Origin of the sequence: Vibrio hibernica (genome assembly GCF_015223435.1) — a bacterium.
GTDB lineage: Bacteria > Pseudomonadota > Gammaproteobacteria > Enterobacterales > Vibrionaceae > Vibrio > Vibrio hibernica.
The window spans coordinates 38,445-60,909 of record NZ_VHKO01000015.1; the positions used below are offsets into that span (position 1 = coordinate 38,445).

Consider the following 22,465-nt stretch of genomic DNA (forward strand, 5'->3'; position numbering starts at 1 on the left):
GAATAGATTTAATTCAATTAAAACAATAATAACCACTATGTACGTTGGGTTACTTTGTGATTTATGTCAATAAAATGATTCTAGTTTGTATATAAAAGTTAGCAAATGTTTCGCTGGTGTATTTATTTGTTATCTAAAGGTGTAGGGCTATTTACTTAGCCTGCTAATTATTTATAATGGTCCAGCTCAATGCTTAGCCTGCTAACTATCAGGTTGAGTGTTAGCTGGATAGTGATTTGATCAGGTCAATATTGGACAGTATAGATACTCACCAATGGAACAATGTTGATAGTTATCAATGATTCTTTTTTTGATGTTTATGAACGTGAATGACAATGATAAATAAACCAATGGAATGCCATACTACTAAATTACAAAATTTACCGTTGGCAGAGCGATTAGGACGTTTGACTCGTTTATGGCGAATGGTCGCAGATGCTGAATTGGCACCTTTGGGATTAACGCATCCTCGTTGGACTGCATTATGGAAGTTAAGAAATCTTGGCGATAATGTCAGTCAAAAAGTCTTGGCGGGTGGATTAGAAATTGAATTGCCCTCGTTAATGCGAACATTGAGTCAATTAGAGCAACAGCAATTAGTAGTTCGTGTTTCATGCCCACATGATAAACGAGCACGAATTGTTAGTTTGACCGATGAGGGGAAGAGTGTTTTATCTCAGATGGAAACTCGTATTTTTAATGTTAGAGACAAAGTGCTATCCGGCATTAGCGATCAACAGTTACAAGAATTTGAGCGCATGATCGATCTCATTTCTCACAATGCGTATGAACAGTTACATCCTTAAATTTTCAACTTTCCTTTTGCGTACCGTACCAACTCACGATTGGCGATACGCTTATTTTATTTAGAGAATATTATGACCCCAGATGAACAATTTTCTCGCCTAATCCGAATTGCGATGGCGGGATTTGCTTTAATGTTTTTATACTTTTTATTTGCTGATTTAAATTTACCGTTAACCACTGAATCCATGGCAACTCGTGCGATCACTAAGGTTGCGCCACGTATTAGTGGCAATGTTGAAAAAGTGAATGTTGGTAACAATCAGGTTATCGCTAAAGGCGATATTTTGTTTGAGATTGATCCCGCGCCTTTTCAATTGGCAGTGGATGAGGCTCAATTGGCCTTAGAGCAAGCACGTCAAAACAATGATGAGCTTGATGCTTCAATTAAAGCGGCTCAAGCCGAAGTGAGAGCAAGCCAAAGCATTTCTACACAGAAGAATCGTGAAGCAAAACGAATGGATAACCTGTTTGCTAACCACGGCGTATCTCGTCAAGAAAAAGACCAAGCCGATAGTAGTGCTATTTCATCGCGTGCGAGTCTGCTTTCTGTACAAGCTCAGTTAGAGAAATTGAAAGTGACCAGAGGACTGGGTGGAGAGGCAAATTTACAAGTTCGACAGGCTCAAAACCATCTTCAACAAGCGCAATTGAATCTTGCATACACCAAGGTGAGAGCCGAAAAAGATGGCTTAATTACAAATTTACACTTGGAAAAAGGCATCTTCAGATCCGCAGGCAGTCCTGCATTAGCATTAGTATCACAAGATGTAGATATTATTGCCGATTTTCGTGAGAAAAATATCATGGATACAGTGTCTGGAGATAAAGCTTACATCACTTTTGATGGCAAACCGGGAGAAGTATTTAAAGCTACGGTACAAAGTTTGGATGGAGGGGTGAGCGCGGGACAGTTTGATGCCAATGGTGAATTGGCTACGCCGCAGTCTTCAACTCGTTGGGTGCGAGATGCGCAAAGAATGCGTGTTCATTTCACTTTAGATAAAATGGTTAATTTTTCCCTTCCAGCAGGCGCGAGAGCCAGTGCTCAATTGATACCTGATAACAGTATTTTAGCCGGATTGGCGTATCTGCAAATCAAATTTATCAGTGCCTTGCATTACATTTACTAAGTGGGAGATGAACGATGATGTTATTACGTCACCACCCATTGAACCGGAATGATGTACGCCAATGCTTGCGTATTGCTACGGGGGCTGCGCTAGGATTTACTATCTGTAAATTATTTGGTTGGCAAAATGGGGTGTTTTATACCGTAATGCCAATTTTGTTATTAGGGATGGTCCCAAAGATCAATAAAGGCGTCGCGATGCAGGTTATGGCTTCGGCTGTGATGTGCGGACTTGAAGTTGGGTTATTGTCTGGGACCATCGGTGATAAGCCATTCTTGATGTTGCCAGTAGTGTACTTATTATTTGTATACCGCTTTGTGGCGATGACCAAGGGACATTTGTTCTTATTTGGTGCATCAGGCGTATTAAATTTAAACATCATGCTGCATTTTTCCAGCTTTCCGAGTACTGACTTAAGCATGTTGATTGGCGATAATTTTTATTCGTCGGCATTGGCAATTTTGATCGCGTACTTGATGCACCTTATTTGTCCGGATGTAGAGCCGCGTCAGCCGCCTCCGAAAGTTGATAAAAATATCAATCGAATGCGGCATGAAGCGATATTGGGTTCTACCATGGCGAGCATCTCCTATCTGGCATTCCAAATGTTAGATTTGCAAGATTCGATGTCGGCCCAAGCCACCAGTTTATTATTACTGTTTCCGATGCACTGGAATGGCATGTTGACCTATGCGCGTAAACGGGCAATCGGAACGATATTGGGCGTTAGCTTCGGTATTATCGTGCAGTTCATTTTATATAATTGGTCGAATATGTTGATTCTGATCGTGCCTTTGCTGTGGATTGGTTTGTTGTTGTTTAGCCAAGTTCATGTAAAAGAAGCGAGTGGATCTGGTGCTGGGTTTGGCGCAATGACGACATTAGCGATTTTATTCGGTCAGTATTTAAGCCCCAATAATGATTTACTCTTTAGTGCATTATATCGAATGAGTAGTATTGCCGTTGCCATTGTTGTGACTTTATTTATTTGCTTGTTTATTCATAAATTACTTAATCGGTTTGAAGCGACTCGCTTTGGACATTAATATTTTGCCGTTGTAGTGAGAACAATTACACGGTACACCAGATGAACGTTCACCGGAGTGAGTTATTCCAGCATCAATAGGTGTTTTCGTTATACTCATGACATGTATTACTAGGTTAGATTTCCGAATGTCCCAACAATTTAATAAACCCGCTCTGCCATCATCGTCAAACGAGATCATTGTAACCGCGCCTGTTATGCGTTTTCGACATAATGTGGATGTAAAGCTGCAAGATGAAAACTTTGCTACCGAAACCGCAGTCGCCCTCGTGTATAACGGTATCTCTCATGCAGTATTAATGTGCACGGCTAGCGATTTGGAAGACTTAGCGGTGGGCTTTTCCTTATCGGAGGGCATCATTGACCATAGTCGAGATATTCACGATATTGTGCAAGTGGGCTCTGATAAAGGTATTGAACTTCATATCGAGATTGCAAATCGTTGTATGGAGCGATTAAAAAAAGTACGCAGAAGCATGGCTGGTCGAACTGGTTGTGGCATTTGTGGGTCAGAAAGTTTAGAGCATGTGGTACGTCCTTTGGCTTCTTTGCCTAAAACCACATTTTTATCTTGGCAAAAAATTGATGGCATTTTACAGCAACTTGATACCCGACAAAATTTGAATCAGGTGACAGGAGCAACTCATGCTGCAGCCTATATTTCAGCCGAAGGTAATGTGATTACAATACGTGAAGACATTGGTCGCCATATCGCTTTGGATAAGTTGGTTGGGCATATTCTTCGTAACAAATTGAGCGGCGGCGCCATTTTAGTCACCAGCCGAGCGAGTTTTGAAATGGTACAAAAAGCAGTGAGTGCAGGTATTGAGATATTGTTGGCCATTTCAGCGGCCACGAGTATGGCGGTGGAATTGGCACAGAAATCGAATTTAACCTTAGTCGGCTTTTGTCGCCCTGGTCGCGCGGATGCTTATACTTATTCTGAACGAATTGCAGAGATTAGATAACTAGGCTTGATAACAAACTGGTTAAACCGCGAAAAAAAAAGGCAGAACATGATTGTTGACTGCCTTTTTGTCTATTGAGCGTAACATATTGTTATTGGGCAATTAATTAAGTTTATTCCTTAATAATACTCAACGTTAATAAGAGATGAGATTAATATTTTCACTGGTTTTTTCACTGAGTTTCAACGTGACCACTATTGCTTTAGAAACCGGTGTATCGCTAAGATCACCACTGTCATGTAACGCCACTAACGGGTTAGCTTCTGGGAAATAAGCGGCAATGTTACCCTCTGGGATCTCATATTCCACTAATTTGAAACCATATATCTCACGCTGATACTCATCGGCGTATAACGACTGTATATCGACCCGGTCGCCTGCTTTCATACCCATGTTTTGAATATCTTTCTTATTCATAAACAGCACTTTACGCTCACCGAAAACGCCACGGTAGCGATCATCAAATCCATAAACGGTAGTGTTATATTGATCGTGAGAGCGCATGGTTTGCAGTACAAAGACGGCTTTATCACTCATTTTTCGTAATGCAGCGGGTTGTAAGTGGGTCGGCAGTGAATGGGCATTAAACTCGGCTTTCCCGCTTTTGGTCTGCCAGTTATTGTCTCGTGCTGAGTTGCCTAAGTAGAAACCACCCGGTTGTTTGATCTTATCGTTGACGCCTTCAAACCCAGGGATCACTTTTTCAATTAATGATCGAATGCGATCGTAATCTTCAATCAGTGATAACCAATCGATCGGTGAGGATCCCAATGTTGCTTGAGCCATGCCTGCAATGATAGCGGGCTCAGATCGCATTGCACCTTGATCATTACTTTGTTCATCATGCTCAACCGCCCCATAAGACGCGTGTACCATGCTAAAAGAGTCTTCCACCGTGACACATTGCTGTCCGTTTTTTTGCCAATCAACATCGGTACGACCAAGGCAAGGTAAAACTAATGAATCTTTACCTGGTGACAAGTGGGTTCGATTTAATTTGGTCGCAATGTTAACGGTTAAATTACAACTTTCTAATGCTTGCTGTGTAAGGCGAGTGTCTGGTGTCGCAGAGACGAAATTACCACCGAGCCCAATGAATACTTTACTCTCACCTGCCAACATCGATTTTATCGACTCCACGACATTATGACCGGGCTTGGTTGGTGCTTTAAATCCGGCAGCGGCTTCTAATTTTGCAAGAAAAGAAGCGGATGGTCTTTCGTTTATGCCAACAGTGCGATCGCCTTGTACATTACTGTGCCCGCGAATAGGGCAGACACCAGCGCCTTCTTTACCAATCTGACCAAACAACAATTGCAAGTTAACCATTTCTTGAATGGTGTTGACCGAGTGTTTGTGCTGAGTGATCCCCATCGCCCAAGTAATGATCACGCGCTCGGCTTTACGGTAAGTTTCCGCCGCGGTTTCTAATTGTTGTTGAGTGAGGCCAGATTGTTCAATGATTTCAGCCCAACTGGTGGCATCAACTTGATCCAAATAGGCTTGCATACCATTGGTGTGTTTTTCGATGTAAGCGTGATCAAAGATAGAGTCTCTACCTTGAGAACGTTCATTTTTATCAAATGCATACAAAGCTTTGACCATGCCTCGTACTGCCGCCATATCTCCACCTAATTTTGGCGTGAAGTAATGACCACTAATTGGCGTTGAGCCATTGGTTATCATCTCAACTTTATTTTGAGGGTTGGTAAAACGTTCTAATCCACGTTCTTTTAAATTGTTAAAAGACACAATAGAAGCCCCACGACGGGACGCTTTATACAAGGTATCCATCATTCTAGGGTGGTTGGTGGCAGGGTTTTGCCCAAATAAGAAAATAGCATCGGATTTGGCAAAATCATCCATACGAGTAGTGCCTTTACCTATCCCTATTGCTTGCACTAAAGCTACGCTGGTTGCTTCGTGGCACATGTTGGAACAATCGGGGAAATTATTGGTGCCCACGGATCGTGCAAATAATTGATATAAGAAAGCCGCTTCATTACTGGCTCGGCCTGACGTATAAAATTCCGCCTGGTTTGGTGATTCTAATTGTTTTAAATGCTTTGCAATCAGTGCAAATGCATCATCCCAACTAATGGCTTCATAATGATCGGTGTCGGCATTATAGCGAACAGGTTGATTTAAGCGGCCTTGATACTCAAGGTAGTAATCACTTTGTTTACGCAACCATTTAACGCTGTGAGCGGCGAAGAAAGTCCCATCGACTCGGCGACTTGTTCCTTCCCAATTAACGGCTTTTGCTCCGTTCTCACAAAAATGGAAAAGGCCTTTTTCACCATCTTCACCCCAAGCACAGCCTGGGCAGTCAAAACCTTTATCTTGATTGGTGCGCATCAGGTTACGGATGTTTTGGGCGACATTTTCACTTTTGAGTAGGTGTTTTCCTGTGCTCACTAAGGCACCCCAACCGCCTGCTGCATGCGTGTATTTTTTTATCGCCATAACTATTCCTCTTAAATTCCTGATACTGATTTATTTGTTACCGATATTAATCATATCTTATCTGATCGTGATGCATATCAAAAAAATCAGTAATAATTAAACCAATACTGCAAACACATTTTTCAAATATAGATTAAATATAGAAGATTGGACGAATAAAAGGTAAGTGTCGATGATTTGGTATCGAAACCTATCCGTTCAACCTCGTAATGAAGTTGATTGGTAGAAGAGCGTTCAGTTCCGAAACTGGCTAGTTAAAATAGGTTTGGCTTATTACCAAAGTGTTATGATCAACTTCGAGGTTTATCTCAACCGGATCGTTTATTGGATAAAGATTTGGTGGTAAAAAAGGCATTAATAAATTCTCCGCAGTTAACCTCGGAAACAGTATCGCCTTGGGGAAGTTACGCCACTTTTCATCTTTGGAATCTATAGAATAGGAACATCGTGATGGTAAAAAATCAGAAAAATACCGTAATAGAATCATGTTATACCATCATGCCAAGCCCGTATGGTGAAGTGACGATTCAAGCCTGTGACGAAGGTTTGTTAGGTGTGTGGTTTGCTACCTACACCACTAAGCCAGAAGATTTAGGCGAATATATTGAAAGTGCGAGTTTGACTGAACCAGCTTGCAATAATAGTAAGTTAGTGCTTGCTCGCGCGTTATCTCAGTTAGAAGAATACTTTAAAGGTGAGTTAACGAGTTTTGATTTGCCATTAGCGGCGACGGGAACAGAATTTCAACAAAAAGTGTGGCACGCATTAACCACGATTCCTTATGGTGAAACGTGGAGTTATCAAGATCTTGCTAATGCGATTGATAACCCGAAAGCGGTGCGAGCGGTGGGGCTTGCGAATGGCAAAAATCCGATTTCGATTATCGTGCCATGTCATCGAGTAATTGGTAAAAATGGTCAATTAACCGGTTATGCTGGTGGTATTGAATGTAAAAAAGGCTTACTTGACGCGGAAGCAAAATACCAAAAGAAATGAGATTTATTCGGGCTTGAGTGCTTGTTCATCCGATGTACAAGCACTCATTAATGCGGTTTAGTGAAGGCAACGTTTGTAGTGAAATTAGTGTTTTTAATCAATTATAGCGCCGCTTGACTACGTTCTTGATGTTTACGTCCTTGATGCTTAATAAAAATAGACACTAACGCGGTGAGGGCTAATAACATGCAATAGTAAGAGTTGGCGATAATTTGCAACGGCGATAAACCAAACACTGAACCGAGTAATAACACTTGTGCACCATAAGGCAATAAGCCCTGCATGACACAAGAAAAGATATCCAACAAACTTGCCGAACGCTTGGCGGAGACATTATTTTCTTCTGCAAGTTGGCGTGCAACGCTGCCCGATACAATGATTGCTACGGTGTTATTGGCAGTACAAATATTGGTTAATGACACTAAACCTGCAATGCCGACTTCACTGGCGCGTGAATTGGCTTGTGAGGAATGTTGGCTGCCAAATCTGCTTATTACCTTACTGACTAACTGAGTTAAAAACGTTAACCCCCCTTGTTGGCGCATGAGTTCGCTTAACCCACCAATCAACATCGATAATAAAAAGATTTCCTGCATATTGCCAAAGCCTGCGTAAATATCTTTACTCAGGTGGGTGAGTGAATAGTCATCGAGTGAATATAAACTCACACTACCCGCCATAACAATGCCCAGCCCAAGTACTACAAACACATTCACGCCTGAGACTGCCAATACTAAAATGGCCAAATAAGGCGCAATTTTCAGCCACTCAATGGAATCAGTCGGTGGGGTTTGTGTCGCGGTGCTGCTAAAGGCAAAAATGATCAAAGTGATGATGGCTGCTGGAAGAGCAATGCGAATATTTTCGCGGAATTTGTCTTTCATCTCACAACCTTGCGAGCGAGTTGCCGCGATGGTGGTGTCTGAAATAATGGATAAATTATCACCAAACATAGCGCCACTTAATACTACGCCAGCGGTTAATGGCACGCTCATTCCTGCCGATTGAGCGATCCCTAGCGCAACAGGCGCAACTGCGGCAATAGTTCCCATGGAGGTGCCCATCGCCGTGGCTATGAAGGCTGAGATTAAGAAAATACCCGGCAAAATCATACTAGTTGGTAGCAGTGATAAACCTAAATTTACCGTTGCATCGACACCACCTGATGCTTTGGCGACAGCTGCAAATGCACCTGCAAGTAAATAAATCATACACATGGCAATAATGTCAGGATGTCCTACGCCATGTAAAAATTGTTCAATGGCTTTATTCAGCTTTTCTTTGCTTAATATTATTGCCACGACAATGGCTGGCAGAGTCGCGATCGGTGCTGGCAATTGATAAAAAGCGAAATCGACACCTTGGTAAGTAAGATAAGCGCCAACACCAATAAAGAGCGCGAGAAATACCACCAGAGGCAATAAAGCTAATCCATTGGATGGCTGAGATTGAAGAGGTGGCGCCGTTGGACGAGTAGACATAAAGGTGGCCGAGTCATAAAAGGTCGGCAAGAGTAATGGTCAGACGTTAAAATGTCAAATTTAGCCATCTAAATGGCTAGGCTGTCATTGTTAAGATTAGCATCGTGAAAGGTCGCCACTGCGAAAAAATTGCCACGGTGGAGAGATTGCTACTGTGAGAAACGGCTACTGTGGAAAAATTGCTACGGTGGGATATTGCATGCAGGCGAGTGATTGATGCTGAAGATGTAAAGGTTAGTTTGCCGCTCTGTGACTTATTAGCATCACAGAGCAGCAATGTATCTTGCTTACAATTAAGACAACTTTGCAATTAAGACAATTTTTTCAGAACCAAATTATCCAAGGCGACTTTACCGCCGCCAGAAAACATCAGTGACGCCGCAATAGCGAATAATGCCAAACCATATTCATAGCCGCCATTGGATAAGAATAAACCGTGGCTAATATGCACCGAGAAAATAGCGACTAACATAGTAAAGGCGACAACTGTTGCTGCTGGGCGAGTCAATAAACCAATCAGTAAGAATAAACCGCCAAAAAATTCGCCGCTACCGGCTAAAAAGGCCATTAATTCGCCTGGATTCAATCCAAGAGAGGTCATAAATTGTCCTGTGCCTGCAAGGCCGCCACCGCCAAAGAAACCAAACAGTTTTTGGCTGCCGTGCGCCATTAGGATTAACCCGGTTGGAACACGTAAAATAAGAGGGGCGTAGCTTGAGTGCGAGGTTAATACGCGTTGTAAAGTTGACATAAATATATCCTTATCAAGTAATTAGTTGTGAATTGGAGCTGCGACAGAAAGGTTTAGTTCCATCGGTATTATTAAAATAGTAAACGTTAATTTTGAGTGGTTTGCCATAAATACGATTCCATTGATAAGGCGCCGTAATACATTCCACCGTCTAAGACTTCAAGTTGATCATTGTCTTGGCTAGCACCGAGTGCAAATAGTAGCGGCAGAAAATGGTCTGAACTTGGGTGTGCTTGTTTAAAATGTGGTGCCAGTGATTCCGCTTGTATCAAAGCATCAACATTGCGCTCTTGAATACCTTTCCTGATCCATTGCTGAAACGTTAATGCATATTGAGCCACACGAGAATGATCGGCGTGCAAGTGACGTAAATTATGCGTTAGCGAACCGGAACCAATCAATGCAATACCTTGCTGCCTCAAAAAAGACAATTGCTGACCTAATTGCCATAAGGCTTGTGGACTTGCCGCAAAATCGATCGATATCTGCACCACGGGAATATTAGCCTTTGGTACAAGATGCAACAACGGAACCCACACGCTATGATCAACCCCACGTTCGGCATTTAATTGTGCCGTGATCCCTGCTTGGCTTAATTGATCCACAATCATTGCCGCCAAGTTAGCATCACCTAATGCCGGATAGCGTAATTGGTACAGTTCATCAGGAAAACCACCAAAATCATGAATAGTTTCAGGTTGCTTAGATGACGTCACTTCCGTTACGCCTCGCGTTAGCCAATGGGCCGATACCACCACAATTGCTTTGACGTCATCAAAATGATGTCGATGTTGCTGCAAGATGTGGCTGGCGGAAACTTGTCCGTTATCTAATGTGGTTTCGGTTTCTAGCGCAAACATAGGTGAACCATGACCGACAAATAAAGCAGGGGCTATTTTCATGATGTCTCCTTTATGCATTTTTATAAGTAATGCTGAATTGATGGATAAATATCCGCGACGAATAAATATCGTTACCATGAAAGTGAGTGTGCATGAGTTGTATTTATTAAACAATAAGGCTATTAATAAACACATTGTTCAATATTATTTTACAGTGATGAGCGTTGTTAAGTAGATTACTAATGGGTCTAAGGGCTTTACGATTGGTGTTTTTTAGATGAAAGCTGACGAAAGAAATAAGGTACGAATGTGGATAAACTAAATTTAATGAACAGCTTCGTGCATGTCACTGAAAAGGGTTCTTATACCGCTGCGGCGCATCAATTGAGAAAAACTAAAGCTTTAATGAGCACGCATATCAATCAATTAGAAGCATTATTGCAAGTCAGATTGATCCATCGTTCTACTCGAGGATTACAACTGACCTATGCTGGCAAAGCCTATTACGAACATGCTAAGCGTATTTTAGATGATATTTCGACCGTAGAAGTCGGGCTTAAAAACGATCAACAGTTACTTGCGGGTCGATTGCGTATTAGTGCGCCGACCACGTTTGGCGAATGTGTATTGATGCCATTTATTGCCGAGTTTATTCAGCATTATCCTGACCTGAAAATTGATGTGGTGCTCAACGATCAATTTGTGGATTTAGTGTCGGAAGGTTTTGATCTTGCGATTCGAATTGGAACATTACCCGATTCAGATTTGATTGCCATGCCGGTGGGTAAGATGATCTTAAAAGCCTGCGCTGCGCCTGACTTTATTAAGTTATATGGCGAGCCTGACCATCCCCACGCTTTGGCTCAATTACCGGCGATTTATGACAGTAATACTAAACGTACAGGATTAAGACGTTGCAGTAAGGAGGGGAAGGAGTTTTCATTTACCACTAAGCCTATTTTGTCGGTCAACAATGCATTAGCGTCTGCACGCTTGGCTTCTCATGGTGTGGCTTTTACTATCAGCCCAGATTTTGCTGTTGATCCTTTTATTCAACGAGGCGAGCTGCAAACGATATTAACCGATTATGATTTTGGTGAGTATCCGATCCACGTGGTGTATAGCCATCGAAAATATTTGCAGCAGAAAATTAAAGTATTCAATCAAGCCTTAAAAGATAGCTTGGGCAAGGACAGTATTCTTGCACAGTCTTGATACGATCAAACCATTGAATGGATAAAGACAGTGACTTTCTGCCTTTATCCATATATCGGAATTACTTTTCTAATTTGGCCTTAATGATAGGTTCTAACTTTTCAATCGGTAAATAACCTGGAATAATTTCACCATCGATTAATAAAGCCGGTGTGCCTTGTAAACCTAATTGAGCAAATAACTGATAGTTTTTATTCACTTGTTTTTGAATGTCGTCTTGTTCGTCTAATAGCGCCACAGTATCGGTTTTTTTCGCCACTTGGAGCAGCGAACGAGCATCATGACTGCCTGGTTTTTTGATCAACAATTGACTTGTTTGAGAAAAAGCATCGGGTTTATTTTGCCAAATATTGAGTGCAAAGGTGGCTGAGTTTGCACTGCTATTCATTTCTTTTAATGGGATTAAAATATCGACCACTTTGAGTTGAGGATATTTTACCACAAGCTCATGTAATACAGGATCTAGCTTTTTACACCAAGGGCAGCTGTAGTCGGTGAAAAACACGATAGTGAGATCTGGATTTTTGGCCCCATAAGATGGGTGATTTGGATTGTGGTAAAGATAGTTCTCATTTTGTTGTATTACCGTTTCAAGTTGACTTGTCTGTTGAATGTAGCGCTGCAAGCTCTCATGTAAATTATCAACGACTTGCGGGTTGTCATGTAGCATTTGAGTGATGTCATTGATTTTCTTCTCGGTTGCTTGCGGTAAAGTGGCGGCTTGCACTGCATTGATCGATAAGCTCATCATGAATAAGCTCATCCAAGTGAAAGTGCGTTGTTTTAATATCGTTTTCATCATATTTCCTAAATAATTTGTTATGAAGAGTTATTGGCGTTAGCTCATCCATAGACGAACGAGTAGACCAATTGGCGAAGTAAAGCCGGTGGTGATGTGATTGATTTCGCCCTTTCGGACGATAAAAATTGTCGGCGTGACATTCACTCCCCATTGCTGCCCAAGTTGACTACGTGGATCGTTGATGTTGGCAAAGCCCAGTTGTTTATATTCAAAATAACGTTGTAGTTTATGAGACTCACCTGAAGAGAGTGAAACGCCCACCGTTGGGTAATAATCGCTCACCCAATTAACACTCGGCGTCACAAACTGGCATATCGAGCACCAACTAGCCCAGAAATAAACCACAACAGGTTGCTCTTGGCTAAGCGCCTCAATATCTACCCATTGCTGATTGATATCTTCCGCTTTTAGGTTGAAGCTGGTTTGAGTTGGAACCGATTGGCTGCGCCACATGTCTATTGCCACTGAGATAACCACTAACAGCACAAGATATTTGAGTAGTCCAAATAGTTTTGACTTGAATGATTGGAATGTCATAAGGATCTCCCCGAGGCCTGTTCAATCGCTTGGATTATGTCATTACTTGAGTAAATCACCGGTAGAGGAATGCCTTGTGGAGCTTGAGGGCCGTAAACAATATTAAATGGCACGCCAAATCGGTTATAAGATTGCAAGAACTGGCTCACTTTTGGGTTCGGTACCGTCCAATCTCCTTGCATGCGTACGATATTATCAGCTTGAAGTGCGCCATAAACCGGTTGTTGTAACAGCACGCCGATTTTGTTTGCCTTGCAGGTAATGCACCAATCGGCAGTGACATCGACAAATACGGTTTTACCTGCCGAAATTTGTTGGCTGATAACTTTCGTATCGAGTGGTTGCCACGTTAATTCGGGAGGAAGAGGAGAGCGCCAATAATCAGCGGTGAGACTCGCTACCAAAAACAGAACTGAGGCTACGATAAAACCTAAGCTAACCGTAATTCCGACCGCACGAGCGCCAAATACGTTGATACTGCGCCAAATTAGAGCAACAAATCCTAATAGGCTAATTCCCCATAACACGCTTATCGGCAAGTGAGATGACAGTAAGGTGATAATCCATAGGCTGGTGGCTAACATCATTAGGCCGAATAGGATTTTTAAGCGGTTCATCCAGATACCGGGTCGTGGCAGTTTCAATGCGAGTGAAGGACGCAGAGCAACCAGTAACCAAGGTAGCGCCATACCAATGCCTAAGCCCGTAAAAATCAGAAATAACGTTATCCAAGATGCCCCCAAAGCAAAGGCCACCGCCGTGCCTAAAAATGGCGCAGAACATGGCGTAGCTAATAAGGTGGCAAACATGCCTTGAACAAAGTGGCCTGAATGATTATTTCTGCCTTTACTGGCAAGCCATGTATTAAGCGATGAAGGTAAACGAACCTCAAATAACCCCAGCATATTGGCACCAAAAATCGCGGTGACGAGTACCATTACGCCAAGAAAGCCGGCATTTTGGAATTGGATACCCCAGCCTATGGATTGTCCTGACCATTTTAATAAAGCCAAGCTGGCAGCAATTAACCAAAAGGAGCAGATAATACCGGCGGCTGACGCTAAAAATTGCTTACGTATTAGTGATGCGTGTTGGCGTTCTGCGGTCAATACTGAGGTTAGTTTCATACCGAGTACGGGCAATACACACGGCATCACATTGAGAATTAACCCACCTAATAAGGCAAATAGAAACATGGTGAATAATGATGAGCCTGCGCTTACTTCGATGACGCTGCCATCGGTTAATGCGACGGTTTGCTCTGCAATAAAGTGTTTATCAACGACGGTTACCTGAATCGATTCGCCGGTTAAATTCGGTTTGCCTAACCAATTGGAGACATCAAACCAAGCTGTGAGTTGGTTACCATCAATGGATAGTATCGGGTGTGAAAAGCTGCTGTCAGCGACATTTTCTGCCTCACCATCAATAAATAAATCAGGTTGTTGCCAGCCTTGTTTACTGGTTAAAGAAACTTGCAGCTTATTCTTCGATGAATCCCACGTTGCCTGTATATCGTCAAGCATAGAGGATTTTTTCGGTACTAAGCTGATCGCTTGAGCATGGCGACGCATCGTATCCGGATCGATTTGCAATGCCGATGGTATAAAGTTGAATTCTAATGGGTAATCGGTGATCACACATACGGTTGAGCAGGAGGATAAGCTTAAATTTGCCTTAAATGTGGCAGGTTGGTGCCTATCTTGGACCTTAATTGATAATGGAAAAACCACATCATGTTTATAGCCTAATGTTTCAATACCGAGGACTTCGAAACGTTGTGGGTAAGGCCATTGCCAATCAACACCCTTAATATTACGGGATGCTTGCCAATCGATTTCTGGTGAGATACCACCTTCGCCAGGAGATCGCCAATAGGTTTTCCAGCCATCGTCTAATTTGACTTCAATAAAACCGGCGACATTATTGTCAGCATCTATTTGCCCAGTTAAAAAAAATTGCACTTCAACCGGAGGATGCTGTGGATTTTTTATCCAGCCAGTACCAAGCGGAGCTGCCGATAGGTGGGCACTGAATAATGCCAATAGCCCTAATATACCAAACCTGAAAAGTATGAGTTTAGGTTGGGATCGTATGAATAAAGTAAAAAATTGCATTGGTATTCCTGAAAATAAACATAACAAAACACTATCTGTTAATGGATAAAAGATAGAACCGAGAGTTTGTCGTTATTGCTCATTCTTGGAATGTACACAGCTCAAGGTGACGCCGCCGTTTGGGCGTGAGAGGTTTATAAAATATTCGGTGGGAAGTAAGGCTAAACCAGAAAAAAACGGCAATCATTAAGCTGGGGAATAGGCTTGTGATCACGACGCTATCAATTTGAGGTAGGTGAAATTGCAGTAGTTTTTCTGATAAATGGCATTCACTTTGCTTATCAATACTGACTGTATTATTGGAGATTGACTCAATGTGTTGAACATCATTATTCGGCGCAGAGGCGGATACGGAGCAAGCCGCCGATAGTAAACTCATATTTTTCATCAAGCACACCAATATCACCCACAGCACAAGAGTCAGTGCCCAGCGAGTTGCAGTGGACGTTCGTAGATGATGAAGAGTTTTCAAATCTTACCTTTGTGAGTGATGTTGTTAAGCTAAGTGGATAAGTAGTGAAGACCGATAATGATGGTATAGGTTCCAATAGGCATCTTTTTGATTGTAACTAGGTGTGAATAGAAGAAGTGGTCGATATCTACCGTCAAAAATAACAGTGGTTAATCCGGCATTTAAGGAGTGTGGGTAGCGGCTGAAGCCCTCAAGGTAAGGGCTTAGGCTTTAGATTTACTGGTCGGCTAATGCGATTGATTTAGGAAATAAAATGGTATCTTCAACATGAATATGATTGATTAAATCTTGGCAAAATTCAGACAGTAATTGGTAGCAAGTTTGCCAGGTTTTGCATGCCTCTTTTGGCGCGGTGAAATTATGCGTTACTTTTTGAATGGCTAAGACAATTTCATCGGCTTCATTGTGTTCGTGCAACATCATGCGGATGGGATTACCAATATGTCCAAAACAGCTTTGAGTCTGCTCTCCAGTGGCTAAACCGCGAATGGCAGGAAAAAGAATCTTTTCTTCCTTAAATAGGTGAGGTGTTAAGTCATCAATAAGTGCATTAATTAAAGGTACTAAGGTTTGGATTGTTTCTGAATCGTCCCCGTGTGCTGCCAATAATTTTTCCCCTAAACGCACTAATTCTGGGCCAGTTTCACGAATGTATTCATGATGCTCAGCAATAATTTTATCGGCTAACACTTCCAATTTGAGGGCATCTAATTGTTCTAATGTTTCAGGACTTAAATTGGTTACACCACAACGTAAAGACATAACAAACACCATATATAAAGAAAGGTAGGTTTCATCATAGACTCTCAATATATCTTCAACATGCCTACAAAGGAGTAAACAAGTCGTTAGTTCTCTTTTTAATGATATGAATCAATTTATGCGACAGATTGAATCCATTAAAACGGATTAATATGCTTAGTGGTGGTGATTGGTTGGTTGTGTATTCTTACGACTGATTATGGTTTGTCGTTCTTTTGATTGGATTTATAGGCATAAAAAGCCCTGTATTATCAATGTTATTAACTATTAACTATGAATTCAGGGCTTTATTGATTTTTAAGAGGTGAGGATTATCTATTCTATATTCTGGATCTGAATGTAGATTGAAATGTTTAACTTATTTTAAATCAAGTATTTGAGGTTGTCGTTTTCTTTAATCTTCACTTTTAACCACCATTGATTATCCAGCTATCCATTTTGGTTACTCCTTGATGTTCACATATTGTGAACTAAGCTTGGTTTAGGTATAGTGTTCACATATAGTGAACAAGCTGGATAGTACATGCACGTTATAAGTAAGCAACCTTTTGAAAATGCGAAAAAACTCTATCCAAACGATTCCGATGCACTAGATGCAACGTACAAGGTGTTAAAAGAGAGTAAAGCAAAAAGCCCAGATGAGCTACGAAAAGTCTTTCCGTCACTAGACAACTTTAAATACGTTGATAAGTGGTGGGTGATTGATATTGGCGGTAACAACTTAAGGCTTGTTGCATTTATCGAATTTGTAGGAGGTCGATGCTTCATTAAGAATATTGTCAGCCATGCCGAGTACGACCGTATTACAAAGCAATACCGTGAAAAGAAACTGAAGAGGTAACATTATGTTAGATATCGCTGTGTTAGACAAAGCCGCTAATCAACTGAACCAAGTTATGCCTTGGGTGAGTGGTATCTCTTCGCCTGAGCAATATCAAGAGCTGATTACCACGATGGAAGTACTTATCGAAGATTATGACGCTCATCAGCCAGTGATTGACTTGATGTTTCCGGTGATTGAGAGGTATGAAGAAGAAGCTGAGCAGTTTAGTGAGTTTAATCAAGCTATTGATAAGCTTGAGCCAGGAATCGCCATGCTAAGAGTTATCATCGATCAGCACCAACTGACGTTAAGTGATTTCAAAGAAGAGATAGGTGCCAAATCGACGGTATCGATGATCTTAAGCGGGAAGCGCGCTCTAACGCTCAACCACATTAAGGCACTATCAGCGCGTTTTGGAGTGCCAGCTTCGTTGTTTATCGGCTAGTGGTAGTTTTGGCTATCGTTAATAAAAACCGAGATACTCATTCTAATAGCGTAGCTCTGATTAGTGGTTTCTCGGTTTTTGTCAAAGCACGAAGTGACAACAATATGCCAAAATTTAAGGTACGGTTACTTGTTAAATCCCCGACTTTTTAAGAACTTCATTGAGATGACCGATTTATACCTATGCATTAAATGGATATATCAGTGGCTATTTTTCACTTGTTATAACTATAATGGATATTATTGTATCCATTAAGGCTGCGTATGAACTTTTCACTTTTAGATGATACCGATGTAAGCCAAGCTTTTGCTACTCATCTGAGGGGTTTACGCAAACAAGCGAAGCTATCGCGAGAGGCACTGGCCCAGCGTAGTTGTGTACCTGCTTCGACCATAAAAAAGTTTGAACTCACCGGACAAATATCATTTCGTCAGCTGCTGCTTTTGTGGCAGTCCTTGGACTCACTAGACAGGCTTTATCAACTGACACAAACAACGGCTGACCGCAGTGCTTTACCGACCAGTATAGAAGAGGTGCTTAAAGATGAGCTTTAAATCCATTCAAAAGTTGAATGTGGAACGCACTCTCACAACGGGCGAAACTGTATCTGTGGGTGTATTAGCGCAAAACCGCCAAGGTGTTTTCTTCCAGTATGATGAAATTTATCTAAGCAGGTTTGGCAATTTATCCCCTTTTACTCTTCAGGGAGATGTGCGATTACAGCAAGCACCGAAAGGACCACACCAAGGTATTCACGGCGTATTTGGCGATAGTCTTCCCGATGGTTGGGGTTTGCTGTTGCAAGATCGAGTATTCCGCCAACAAGGTATTTTACCTGCGCAAGTAACAGCAATGGACAGGCTGGCTTTTGTTGGTCAGCAAGGAATGGGGGCATTGTCTTTTACCCCTGTATCTGAGCTCTCATTAGAAAATCGTTCAGATATTGATTTGGAAACACTAGGACTTGAAGCCCAAACATTGTTTGACCAAGCTCTATCTGATGACTTAGACGGTAGCACTCAAAAAGTGTTAGCAACCTTGGTAGCCGTCGGCAGCTCCGGCGGTGCTCGCCCTAAAGCGCAAATTTTTATGCCCTCTGGCGACGCGACGCAATGCCGCACCTATGCACAGCCTGGCGATGAAGCCTGGCTAGTTAAGTTTACTTCAAAGAACTTAGCTTTGGGCCACGAAGAAGGTTTGTGTGAAGCGGTCTATTTAGAAATGGCTGAGCAGGCAAAATGTCAGCCCCCCATATGGCAGCTAATTGAAGCACCTGCGAGTGGCGGTGCTAAAGCATGGCTTGCGTTAAAGCGTTTCGATTATTTACCCGCGCAGGATAAGGCTGGGCGTTTACATATGCACAGTGCTTGCGGCTTATTGGATGCGGACTTTCGAAGCCCTAGCTTAGATTACAGCGATCTAATTAAGGCCAGTCGTCAACTTTGTAAATCACCAGCGGCTGGGCAGCTTCAATTTCGACGCGCAATGTTTAACTTATTTGCCGCGAACCAAGATGATCACAGTAAAAACTGGGGCTTTTTACAAGCCGATGATGGCAGTTGGCAACTCGCACCATTTTACGATGTAACCTTTAGCCCCCACCCTTTTAATGAGCATGCAACCGCCTTTTCCGGATACGGAAAAGAGCCACCACTTAAAGTAATGCAAAAGCTAGCGGCTAGTGCAGGCTTTGCTAATTGGAAGGAAGCACAGCAATGCATTCAAGAAGTGGTTGAGGCCATTAGTCAGTTTAGGCAGCTTGCCGAGCAACACGCGATCAGCAAGGCAACCGTATTAGCGATAGAAAAAACACTCGCAGAACGCAAGCAAGAAAATGCGGTACTTTTAGATTGAGATGATCTTAACTTGAGGTTGTGCTTGTTTAAGATGACGTAGCATTAAGAAAATAGGCGAGTAGATAAAGTATGAAACCAGGTCGAAATGAACCTTGCCCTTGTGGCAGCGGTAAAAAGTACAAACGTTGCTGCATGAACAGTATCTCTAAACAACACGCATCTATGCTGGATGATATTGAGCAAGTTGCTGCAATGAACCCTAACTTGTCTTTAGAAGAGCTTAATATCGTTGCAGAGCAAAAAATGAAGGCAGCTAATGATCGGCCTCATCCTGATTTCTGTGGCCTTTCGCCAACACAAATGAGCAATTGGTTATATTCGTCATTCAGTGACTTGGAAGGGGTACTAATACACACGCCAGATAATCTAAAAACCAGCCCAGTGATGCGTTACTTAGCATTGATATTAGATGAAGCCATGCAAAACGGTGGCTCGTTTAAAGCCACCAGCAAAGGTAACTTGCCGACAAAAGTTGTTAAGCAGGCTAGTGAGTTATTGCCAGAATTTGCAGTCTCTCAATTTGAACGACACATCAGCATTAGTGAATATGCAGGCAGTAACGAAGATAAGTTTAATGCCCTACATTACAGCCGAGTGCTAGCAGAGATTGCAGGTATAATCTATCGCCGCAGTGGCCGATATCATGTTAAAAAAGCCGCTCAAAAGCAGTATCTAACACATGGCATTCAAGTATTCTTTATCCCTATGCTAGAAGCAGCAACCTCTCAGTATAATTGGGGCTACCTAGATGGATGGGAGCACGATGTTGATTTAAGAACCTTCTGGCTATTTATGCTGTGGCGATTGCAAAACCATGGCAATACAAAGCAGTTGATTGAAGAGGTAATGATCGCATTCCCTGATTTACTTTTGAGGTGCCCAGAGGATGAGTATAGGTCTTCGAGTGAGTTGCTAGGCACAATGGTTGAATTGCGACTTATTAAACGCTTCTTGGAGTTTTGGGGCTTTGTGACGGTTGCGCCAATGAGGCATATCGATGATTTTCGTACCCCAAATAACGTAGAGGTGCAACCATTGATGAAATTCGTTTTTGAATTCGATGATTTTTGATGCATGCGGCGGTTACAGGCTAACCCCTTTTTAAATTATTTTGTCCATGTATCCTGCGGTAAGTGAGTCAACACGTTATGTAAACGCTTAACTCGTCGTAAAAGAGGTTTAGGTACAGCCTTTGTTAAAACAAACTTTTCAATTCAGATTAAATACATAGCAAGGTCATCGTGAGCGAATATCAATATTATCAATTCGAGCGTCTGGAAGGCGTTCTAGATGCTAAAGCGCGCCAAGAGCTTAGAGCCATTTCAAGCCGTGCAGAGATTAGCGCAACGTCTTTTCAGGTGTATTACACCTACAGTGACTTAAAGGCAGAGCCTTCTGAACTGATGTCAAAATATTTTGATATCGGTTTTTACTATGCAGATTGGGGCTCAATTGATGCTTACATTAAGCTACCTGTGGGCACTATTCCTGATGCATTACTTGGCTTTTCAAGCGATGAGCTTTATGTGCGTCAAAACGATGAGTGGCAGTTGCTGGTTTTCTCCCTTGAGGAGTATGACGACTATTTTGACGATGAACAAGCGGATGACTTTTTCCAGTATTTGGCTGCTTTACGCAGCGAGTTAATCCAAGGGAATTGGCGTCTTGTTTATTTTATGTGGCTCAGAGCGCTTGATTGTAATGACGAACTAGAGAAAACACCTTTAATTCAATTCGATTTTGAGTGCTTCAGTGAAGAGTTGCAGGCCTTTGCGGTGCAGTATGATATTCCTTTAGCATTGGTTAAAGCACTCGCCATGGTGCTAAACGAACAACCTAGTCACCAAGCCAAACAGACCCAGTTTCAATTTGATGCTTGGCTCCACAACCTCTCGGAAGCAGAGAAAGATACGCTATTACGCACGCTGTTTGAGCAAGGCCAGTTAACCCGACACCAAGCCTTGGCACTGACGAGAAAAGAACCAGCCAATAAAGACGAAACCTATCAGTATTGGTTAACCCCTGGCCTGATTATCCCTTACATTGAACAAGCGCAAAGTCAATTACAGCAAGAACAAGCAGAGGTACTGGCAAAAAAATTAGCTATCGAAAAAGCGGAAAAAGAAAAGGCTTTGACGGATATCTACAATCAGCGAGAGCGTTGCTGGCAGCAAGCACAAGAGCAAGCGAACCGCTCCTGCGCTAGTGGCTATGACGAGGCATCACGCTACCTGCATCAGCTGTTTGAAGCCTATCAGTTTAAAGCCGATGTGCCGGCGTTTAAGCAGAGCTTTAAGCGCTTTGTTACAACCAATAGCAGTCGTAAAGCGTTATTAAAACGCTTGAGTGATTTGAGTAAATAAATGCAAGTAACGTTATGATAAAAAGAAAAAATCGTGCTGTGCAGTCGGAATTGAAGGGCAGGGCCCCGATCCTGATTACCCCGGAGATATCTGGTTCGACTCGCTGAAATCGGTGGCGAATGTGCTGTCTAAAGAAAACCAGCAGTTGTTAAAGGTGATCGCCGAGCAACAGCCGCAATCAGTAACTGAATTGGCGAAACTTACTGATCGGGCGGTCAGCAATGTGTCGAGAACACTGAAAACAATGGATGGTTTGGGCATAATAAAGCTAGTACCCTTACATTATGCAAATACAAAAAAATAGAATTGAAATACCAAAAATTCGTGGTCTTGGTTTAAAGGAATCATATGAGTTTAAGAGAACTTTTAATAGAAATAGCTGGTGGTTGGGTACAAGCTAAAAGTGAGCCGTTTACAGGTCACCCGATAGCCACTTTACTAAGACAAGATTTAAGTAGAGCAATAGAAGACAAGCTGCAATCTCCAACTGACTATTTAATTAAAGCGAGTGCAGGTGCAGGAAATTGGGCAGACGTGCCATGGCTGTCAATACTCAACCCACAAATAACAGAATCGACACAGTCTGG

The 22,465-nt window shown here is 42.2% G+C and carries 23 protein-coding genes and 1 pseudogene; 15 read left to right on the forward strand and 9 right to left on the reverse strand.

Translation table 11 applies throughout. The features are described 5' to 3' along the window. Positions 1-329: 329 nt before the first annotated feature. The 4 genes from slyA to fdhD all read left to right on the forward strand — a co-directional run bounded on the left by slyA (position 330) and on the right by fdhD (position 3,950). Positions 330-806 (forward strand): transcriptional regulator SlyA, encoded by a 477-nt coding sequence (gene slyA / locus FH976_RS08125; protein ID WP_407701637.1) that lies wholly within the window; start codon positions 330-332, stop codon positions 804-806. 72 nt (positions 807-878) lie between these two features. Further along, entirely contained in the window at positions 879-1,937 is a 1,059-nt protein-coding gene (locus FH976_RS08130) for an HlyD family secretion protein (RefSeq protein WP_194090369.1), read from the forward strand. A 17-nt stretch (positions 1,938-1,954) separates the two neighbouring features. Then, positions 1,955-2,983 (forward strand): DUF2955 domain-containing protein, encoded by a 1,029-nt coding sequence (locus tag FH976_RS08135; RefSeq protein ID WP_194090389.1) that lies wholly within the window; start codon positions 1,955-1,957, stop codon positions 2,981-2,983. A 127-nt stretch (positions 2,984-3,110) separates the two neighbouring features. Then, positions 3,111-3,950, forward strand: a complete 840-nt coding sequence (fdhD, locus tag FH976_RS08140; protein WP_228767372.1) for a formate dehydrogenase accessory sulfurtransferase FdhD — start codon at positions 3,111-3,113, stop codon at positions 3,948-3,950. 135 nt (positions 3,951-4,085) lie between these two features. On the opposite strand, the gene FH976_RS08145 is transcribed toward fdhD, so the two are convergent. After that, entirely contained in the window at positions 4,086-6,416 is a 2,331-nt protein-coding gene (locus tag FH976_RS08145; RefSeq protein ID WP_194090371.1) for an FdhF/YdeP family oxidoreductase, read from the reverse strand. A gap of 285 nt (positions 6,417-6,701) precedes the next feature. Here FH976_RS08145 and FH976_RS15875 point away from each other — a divergent pair. Then, positions 6,702-6,851, forward strand: a pseudogene (locus tag FH976_RS15875) (DNA-3-methyladenine glycosylase 2 family protein); the annotation flags it as partial. 42 nt (positions 6,852-6,893) lie between these two features. Further along, the gene (locus FH976_RS08150; protein ID WP_324187417.1) at positions 6,894-7,412 is read left to right on the forward strand and encodes a methylated-DNA--[protein]-cysteine S-methyltransferase; all 519 of its coding nucleotides are present in this window, start codon (positions 6,894-6,896) and stop codon (positions 7,410-7,412) included. A gap of 101 nt (positions 7,413-7,513) precedes the next feature. Here the strand turns inward: FH976_RS08150 and FH976_RS08155 are convergent, their stop codons facing one another. From FH976_RS08155 to FH976_RS08165, 3 genes are all read right to left on the reverse strand, one after another. Beyond that, on the reverse strand, positions 7,514-8,893 hold the full coding sequence (locus tag FH976_RS08155) for a Na+/H+ antiporter NhaC family protein (RefSeq protein ID WP_194090372.1): 1,380 nt from the start codon (positions 8,891-8,893) through the stop codon (positions 7,514-7,516). 310 nt (positions 8,894-9,203) lie between these two features. Then, positions 9,204-9,644 (reverse strand): DoxX family protein, encoded by a 441-nt coding sequence (locus FH976_RS08160; RefSeq protein ID WP_194090373.1) that lies wholly within the window; start codon positions 9,642-9,644, stop codon positions 9,204-9,206. An 86-nt stretch (positions 9,645-9,730) separates the two neighbouring features. Next, positions 9,731-10,546, reverse strand: coding sequence for a DODA-type extradiol aromatic ring-opening family dioxygenase (locus FH976_RS08165; protein ID WP_194090374.1), 816 nt, complete (start codon positions 10,544-10,546; stop codon positions 9,731-9,733). Between the two features lie 249 nt (positions 10,547-10,795). On the opposite strand from FH976_RS08165, the gene FH976_RS08170 reads away from it, so the two are divergent. Further along, positions 10,796-11,701, forward strand: coding sequence for a LysR family transcriptional regulator (locus FH976_RS08170; RefSeq protein WP_194090375.1), 906 nt, complete (start codon positions 10,796-10,798; stop codon positions 11,699-11,701). Positions 11,702-11,762: 61 nt separating this feature from the next. Here the strand turns inward: FH976_RS08170 and FH976_RS08175 are convergent, their stop codons facing one another. The 5 genes from FH976_RS08175 to FH976_RS08195 all read right to left on the reverse strand — a co-directional run bounded on the left by FH976_RS08175 (position 11,763) and on the right by FH976_RS08195 (position 16,391). Then, positions 11,763-12,500: a DsbA family protein gene (locus FH976_RS08175; RefSeq protein WP_228767373.1), complete on the reverse strand. Its 738-nt coding sequence runs from the start codon at positions 12,498-12,500 to the stop codon at positions 11,763-11,765. Positions 12,501-12,539: 39 nt separating this feature from the next. Continuing rightward, the gene (locus FH976_RS08180) at positions 12,540-13,040 is read right to left on the reverse strand and encodes a protein disulfide oxidoreductase (protein WP_194090376.1); all 501 of its coding nucleotides are present in this window, start codon (positions 13,038-13,040) and stop codon (positions 12,540-12,542) included. Then, positions 13,037-15,157 carry a protein-disulfide reductase DsbD family protein gene (locus FH976_RS08185; protein WP_194090377.1) on the reverse strand — a complete coding sequence of 707 codons (2,121 nt, stop codon included), beginning with the start codon at positions 15,155-15,157 and terminating at the stop codon, positions 13,037-13,039. Before FH976_RS08185 ends, FH976_RS08180 begins: the two co-directional genes overlap by 4 nt. A gap of 79 nt (positions 15,158-15,236) precedes the next feature. Beyond that, positions 15,237-15,629 carry a hypothetical protein gene (locus tag FH976_RS08190; RefSeq protein WP_194090378.1) on the reverse strand — a complete coding sequence of 131 codons (393 nt, stop codon included), beginning with the start codon at positions 15,627-15,629 and terminating at the stop codon, positions 15,237-15,239. Between the two features lie 216 nt (positions 15,630-15,845). Further along, positions 15,846-16,391, reverse strand: a complete 546-nt coding sequence (locus FH976_RS08195; RefSeq protein ID WP_194090379.1) for a hemerythrin domain-containing protein — start codon at positions 16,389-16,391, stop codon at positions 15,846-15,848. 523 nt (positions 16,392-16,914) lie between these two features. On the opposite strand from FH976_RS08195, the gene FH976_RS08200 reads away from it, so the two are divergent. From FH976_RS08200 to FH976_RS08235, 8 genes are all read left to right on the forward strand, one after another. Continuing rightward, complete coding sequence (locus FH976_RS08200) at positions 16,915-17,232, forward strand: type II toxin-antitoxin system HigB family toxin (protein WP_194090380.1); 318 nt, start codon at positions 16,915-16,917, stop codon at positions 17,230-17,232. Between the two features lie 4 nt (positions 17,233-17,236). Then, positions 17,237-17,659, forward strand: coding sequence for a helix-turn-helix domain-containing protein (locus tag FH976_RS08205; protein WP_194090381.1), 423 nt, complete (start codon positions 17,237-17,239; stop codon positions 17,657-17,659). A gap of 263 nt (positions 17,660-17,922) precedes the next feature. After that, a complete protein-coding gene (locus FH976_RS08210) occupies positions 17,923-18,213 on the forward strand; it encodes a helix-turn-helix domain-containing protein (protein WP_132765317.1) in 291 nt (96 codons plus the stop codon). Beyond that, positions 18,203-19,513 carry a type II toxin-antitoxin system HipA family toxin gene (locus tag FH976_RS08215; protein WP_194090382.1) on the forward strand — a complete coding sequence of 437 codons (1,311 nt, stop codon included), beginning with the start codon at positions 18,203-18,205 and terminating at the stop codon, positions 19,511-19,513. The genes FH976_RS08210 and FH976_RS08215 overlap by 11 nt, the downstream gene beginning before the upstream one ends. Positions 19,514-19,584: 71 nt before the next feature. Beyond that, positions 19,585-20,586: an SEC-C metal-binding domain-containing protein gene (locus FH976_RS08220; protein WP_194090383.1), complete on the forward strand. Its 1,002-nt coding sequence runs from the start codon at positions 19,585-19,587 to the stop codon at positions 20,584-20,586. Positions 20,587-20,756: 170 nt separating this feature from the next. After that, positions 20,757-21,878 (forward strand): hypothetical protein, encoded by a 1,122-nt coding sequence (locus tag FH976_RS08225; protein WP_194090384.1) that lies wholly within the window; start codon positions 20,757-20,759, stop codon positions 21,876-21,878. Between the two features lie 88 nt (positions 21,879-21,966). Beyond that, entirely contained in the window at positions 21,967-22,182 is a 216-nt protein-coding gene (locus FH976_RS15880; RefSeq protein ID WP_456119763.1) for an HVO_A0114 family putative DNA-binding protein, read from the forward strand. A 44-nt stretch (positions 22,183-22,226) separates the two neighbouring features. Further along, the coding region (locus FH976_RS08235; RefSeq protein WP_194090385.1) for an MrcB family domain-containing protein at positions 22,227-22,465 on the forward strand (239 nt) is incomplete at its 3' end.

Excerpts from the sequence above, each read along its gene's own strand:
- slyA (WP_407701637.1), top strand. The coding sequence starts at position 330 with ATGACAATGATAAATAAACCAATGGAATGCCATACTACTAAATTACAA.
- FH976_RS08130 (WP_194090369.1), top strand. The coding sequence starts at position 879 with ATGACCCCAGATGAACAATTTTCTCGCCTAATCCGAATTGCGATGGCG.
- FH976_RS08135 (WP_194090389.1), top strand. The coding sequence starts at position 1,955 with ATGTTATTACGTCACCACCCATTGAACCGGAATGATGTACGCCAATGC.
- fdhD (WP_228767372.1), top strand. The coding sequence starts at position 3,111 with ATGTCCCAACAATTTAATAAACCCGCTCTGCCATCATCGTCAAACGAG.
- FH976_RS08145 (WP_194090371.1), bottom strand. The coding sequence starts at position 6,416 with ATGGCGATAAAAAAATACACGCATGCAGCAGGCGGTTGGGGTGCCTTA.
- FH976_RS08155 (WP_194090372.1), bottom strand. The coding sequence starts at position 8,893 with ATGTCTACTCGTCCAACGGCGCCACCTCTTCAATCTCAGCCATCCAAT.
- FH976_RS08160 (WP_194090373.1), bottom strand. The coding sequence starts at position 9,644 with ATGTCAACTTTACAACGCGTATTAACCTCGCACTCAAGCTACGCCCCT.
- FH976_RS08165 (WP_194090374.1), bottom strand. The coding sequence starts at position 10,546 with ATGAAAATAGCCCCTGCTTTATTTGTCGGTCATGGTTCACCTATGTTT.
- FH976_RS08175 (WP_228767373.1), bottom strand. The coding sequence starts at position 12,500 with ATGAAAACGATATTAAAACAACGCACTTTCACTTGGATGAGCTTATTC.
- FH976_RS08180 (WP_194090376.1), bottom strand. The coding sequence starts at position 13,040 with ATGACATTCCAATCATTCAAGTCAAAACTATTTGGACTACTCAAATAT.
- FH976_RS08185 (WP_194090377.1), bottom strand. The coding sequence starts at position 15,157 with ATGCAATTTTTTACTTTATTCATACGATCCCAACCTAAACTCATACTT.
- FH976_RS08195 (WP_194090379.1), bottom strand. The coding sequence starts at position 16,391 with ATGTCTTTACGTTGTGGTGTAACCAATTTAAGTCCTGAAACATTAGAA.
- FH976_RS08200 (WP_194090380.1), top strand. The coding sequence starts at position 16,915 with ATGCACGTTATAAGTAAGCAACCTTTTGAAAATGCGAAAAAACTCTAT.
- FH976_RS08205 (WP_194090381.1), top strand. The coding sequence starts at position 17,237 with ATGTTAGATATCGCTGTGTTAGACAAAGCCGCTAATCAACTGAACCAA.
- FH976_RS08210 (WP_132765317.1), top strand. The coding sequence starts at position 17,923 with ATGAACTTTTCACTTTTAGATGATACCGATGTAAGCCAAGCTTTTGCT.
- FH976_RS08215 (WP_194090382.1), top strand. The coding sequence starts at position 18,203 with ATGAGCTTTAAATCCATTCAAAAGTTGAATGTGGAACGCACTCTCACA.
- FH976_RS08220 (WP_194090383.1), top strand. The coding sequence starts at position 19,585 with ATGAAACCAGGTCGAAATGAACCTTGCCCTTGTGGCAGCGGTAAAAAG.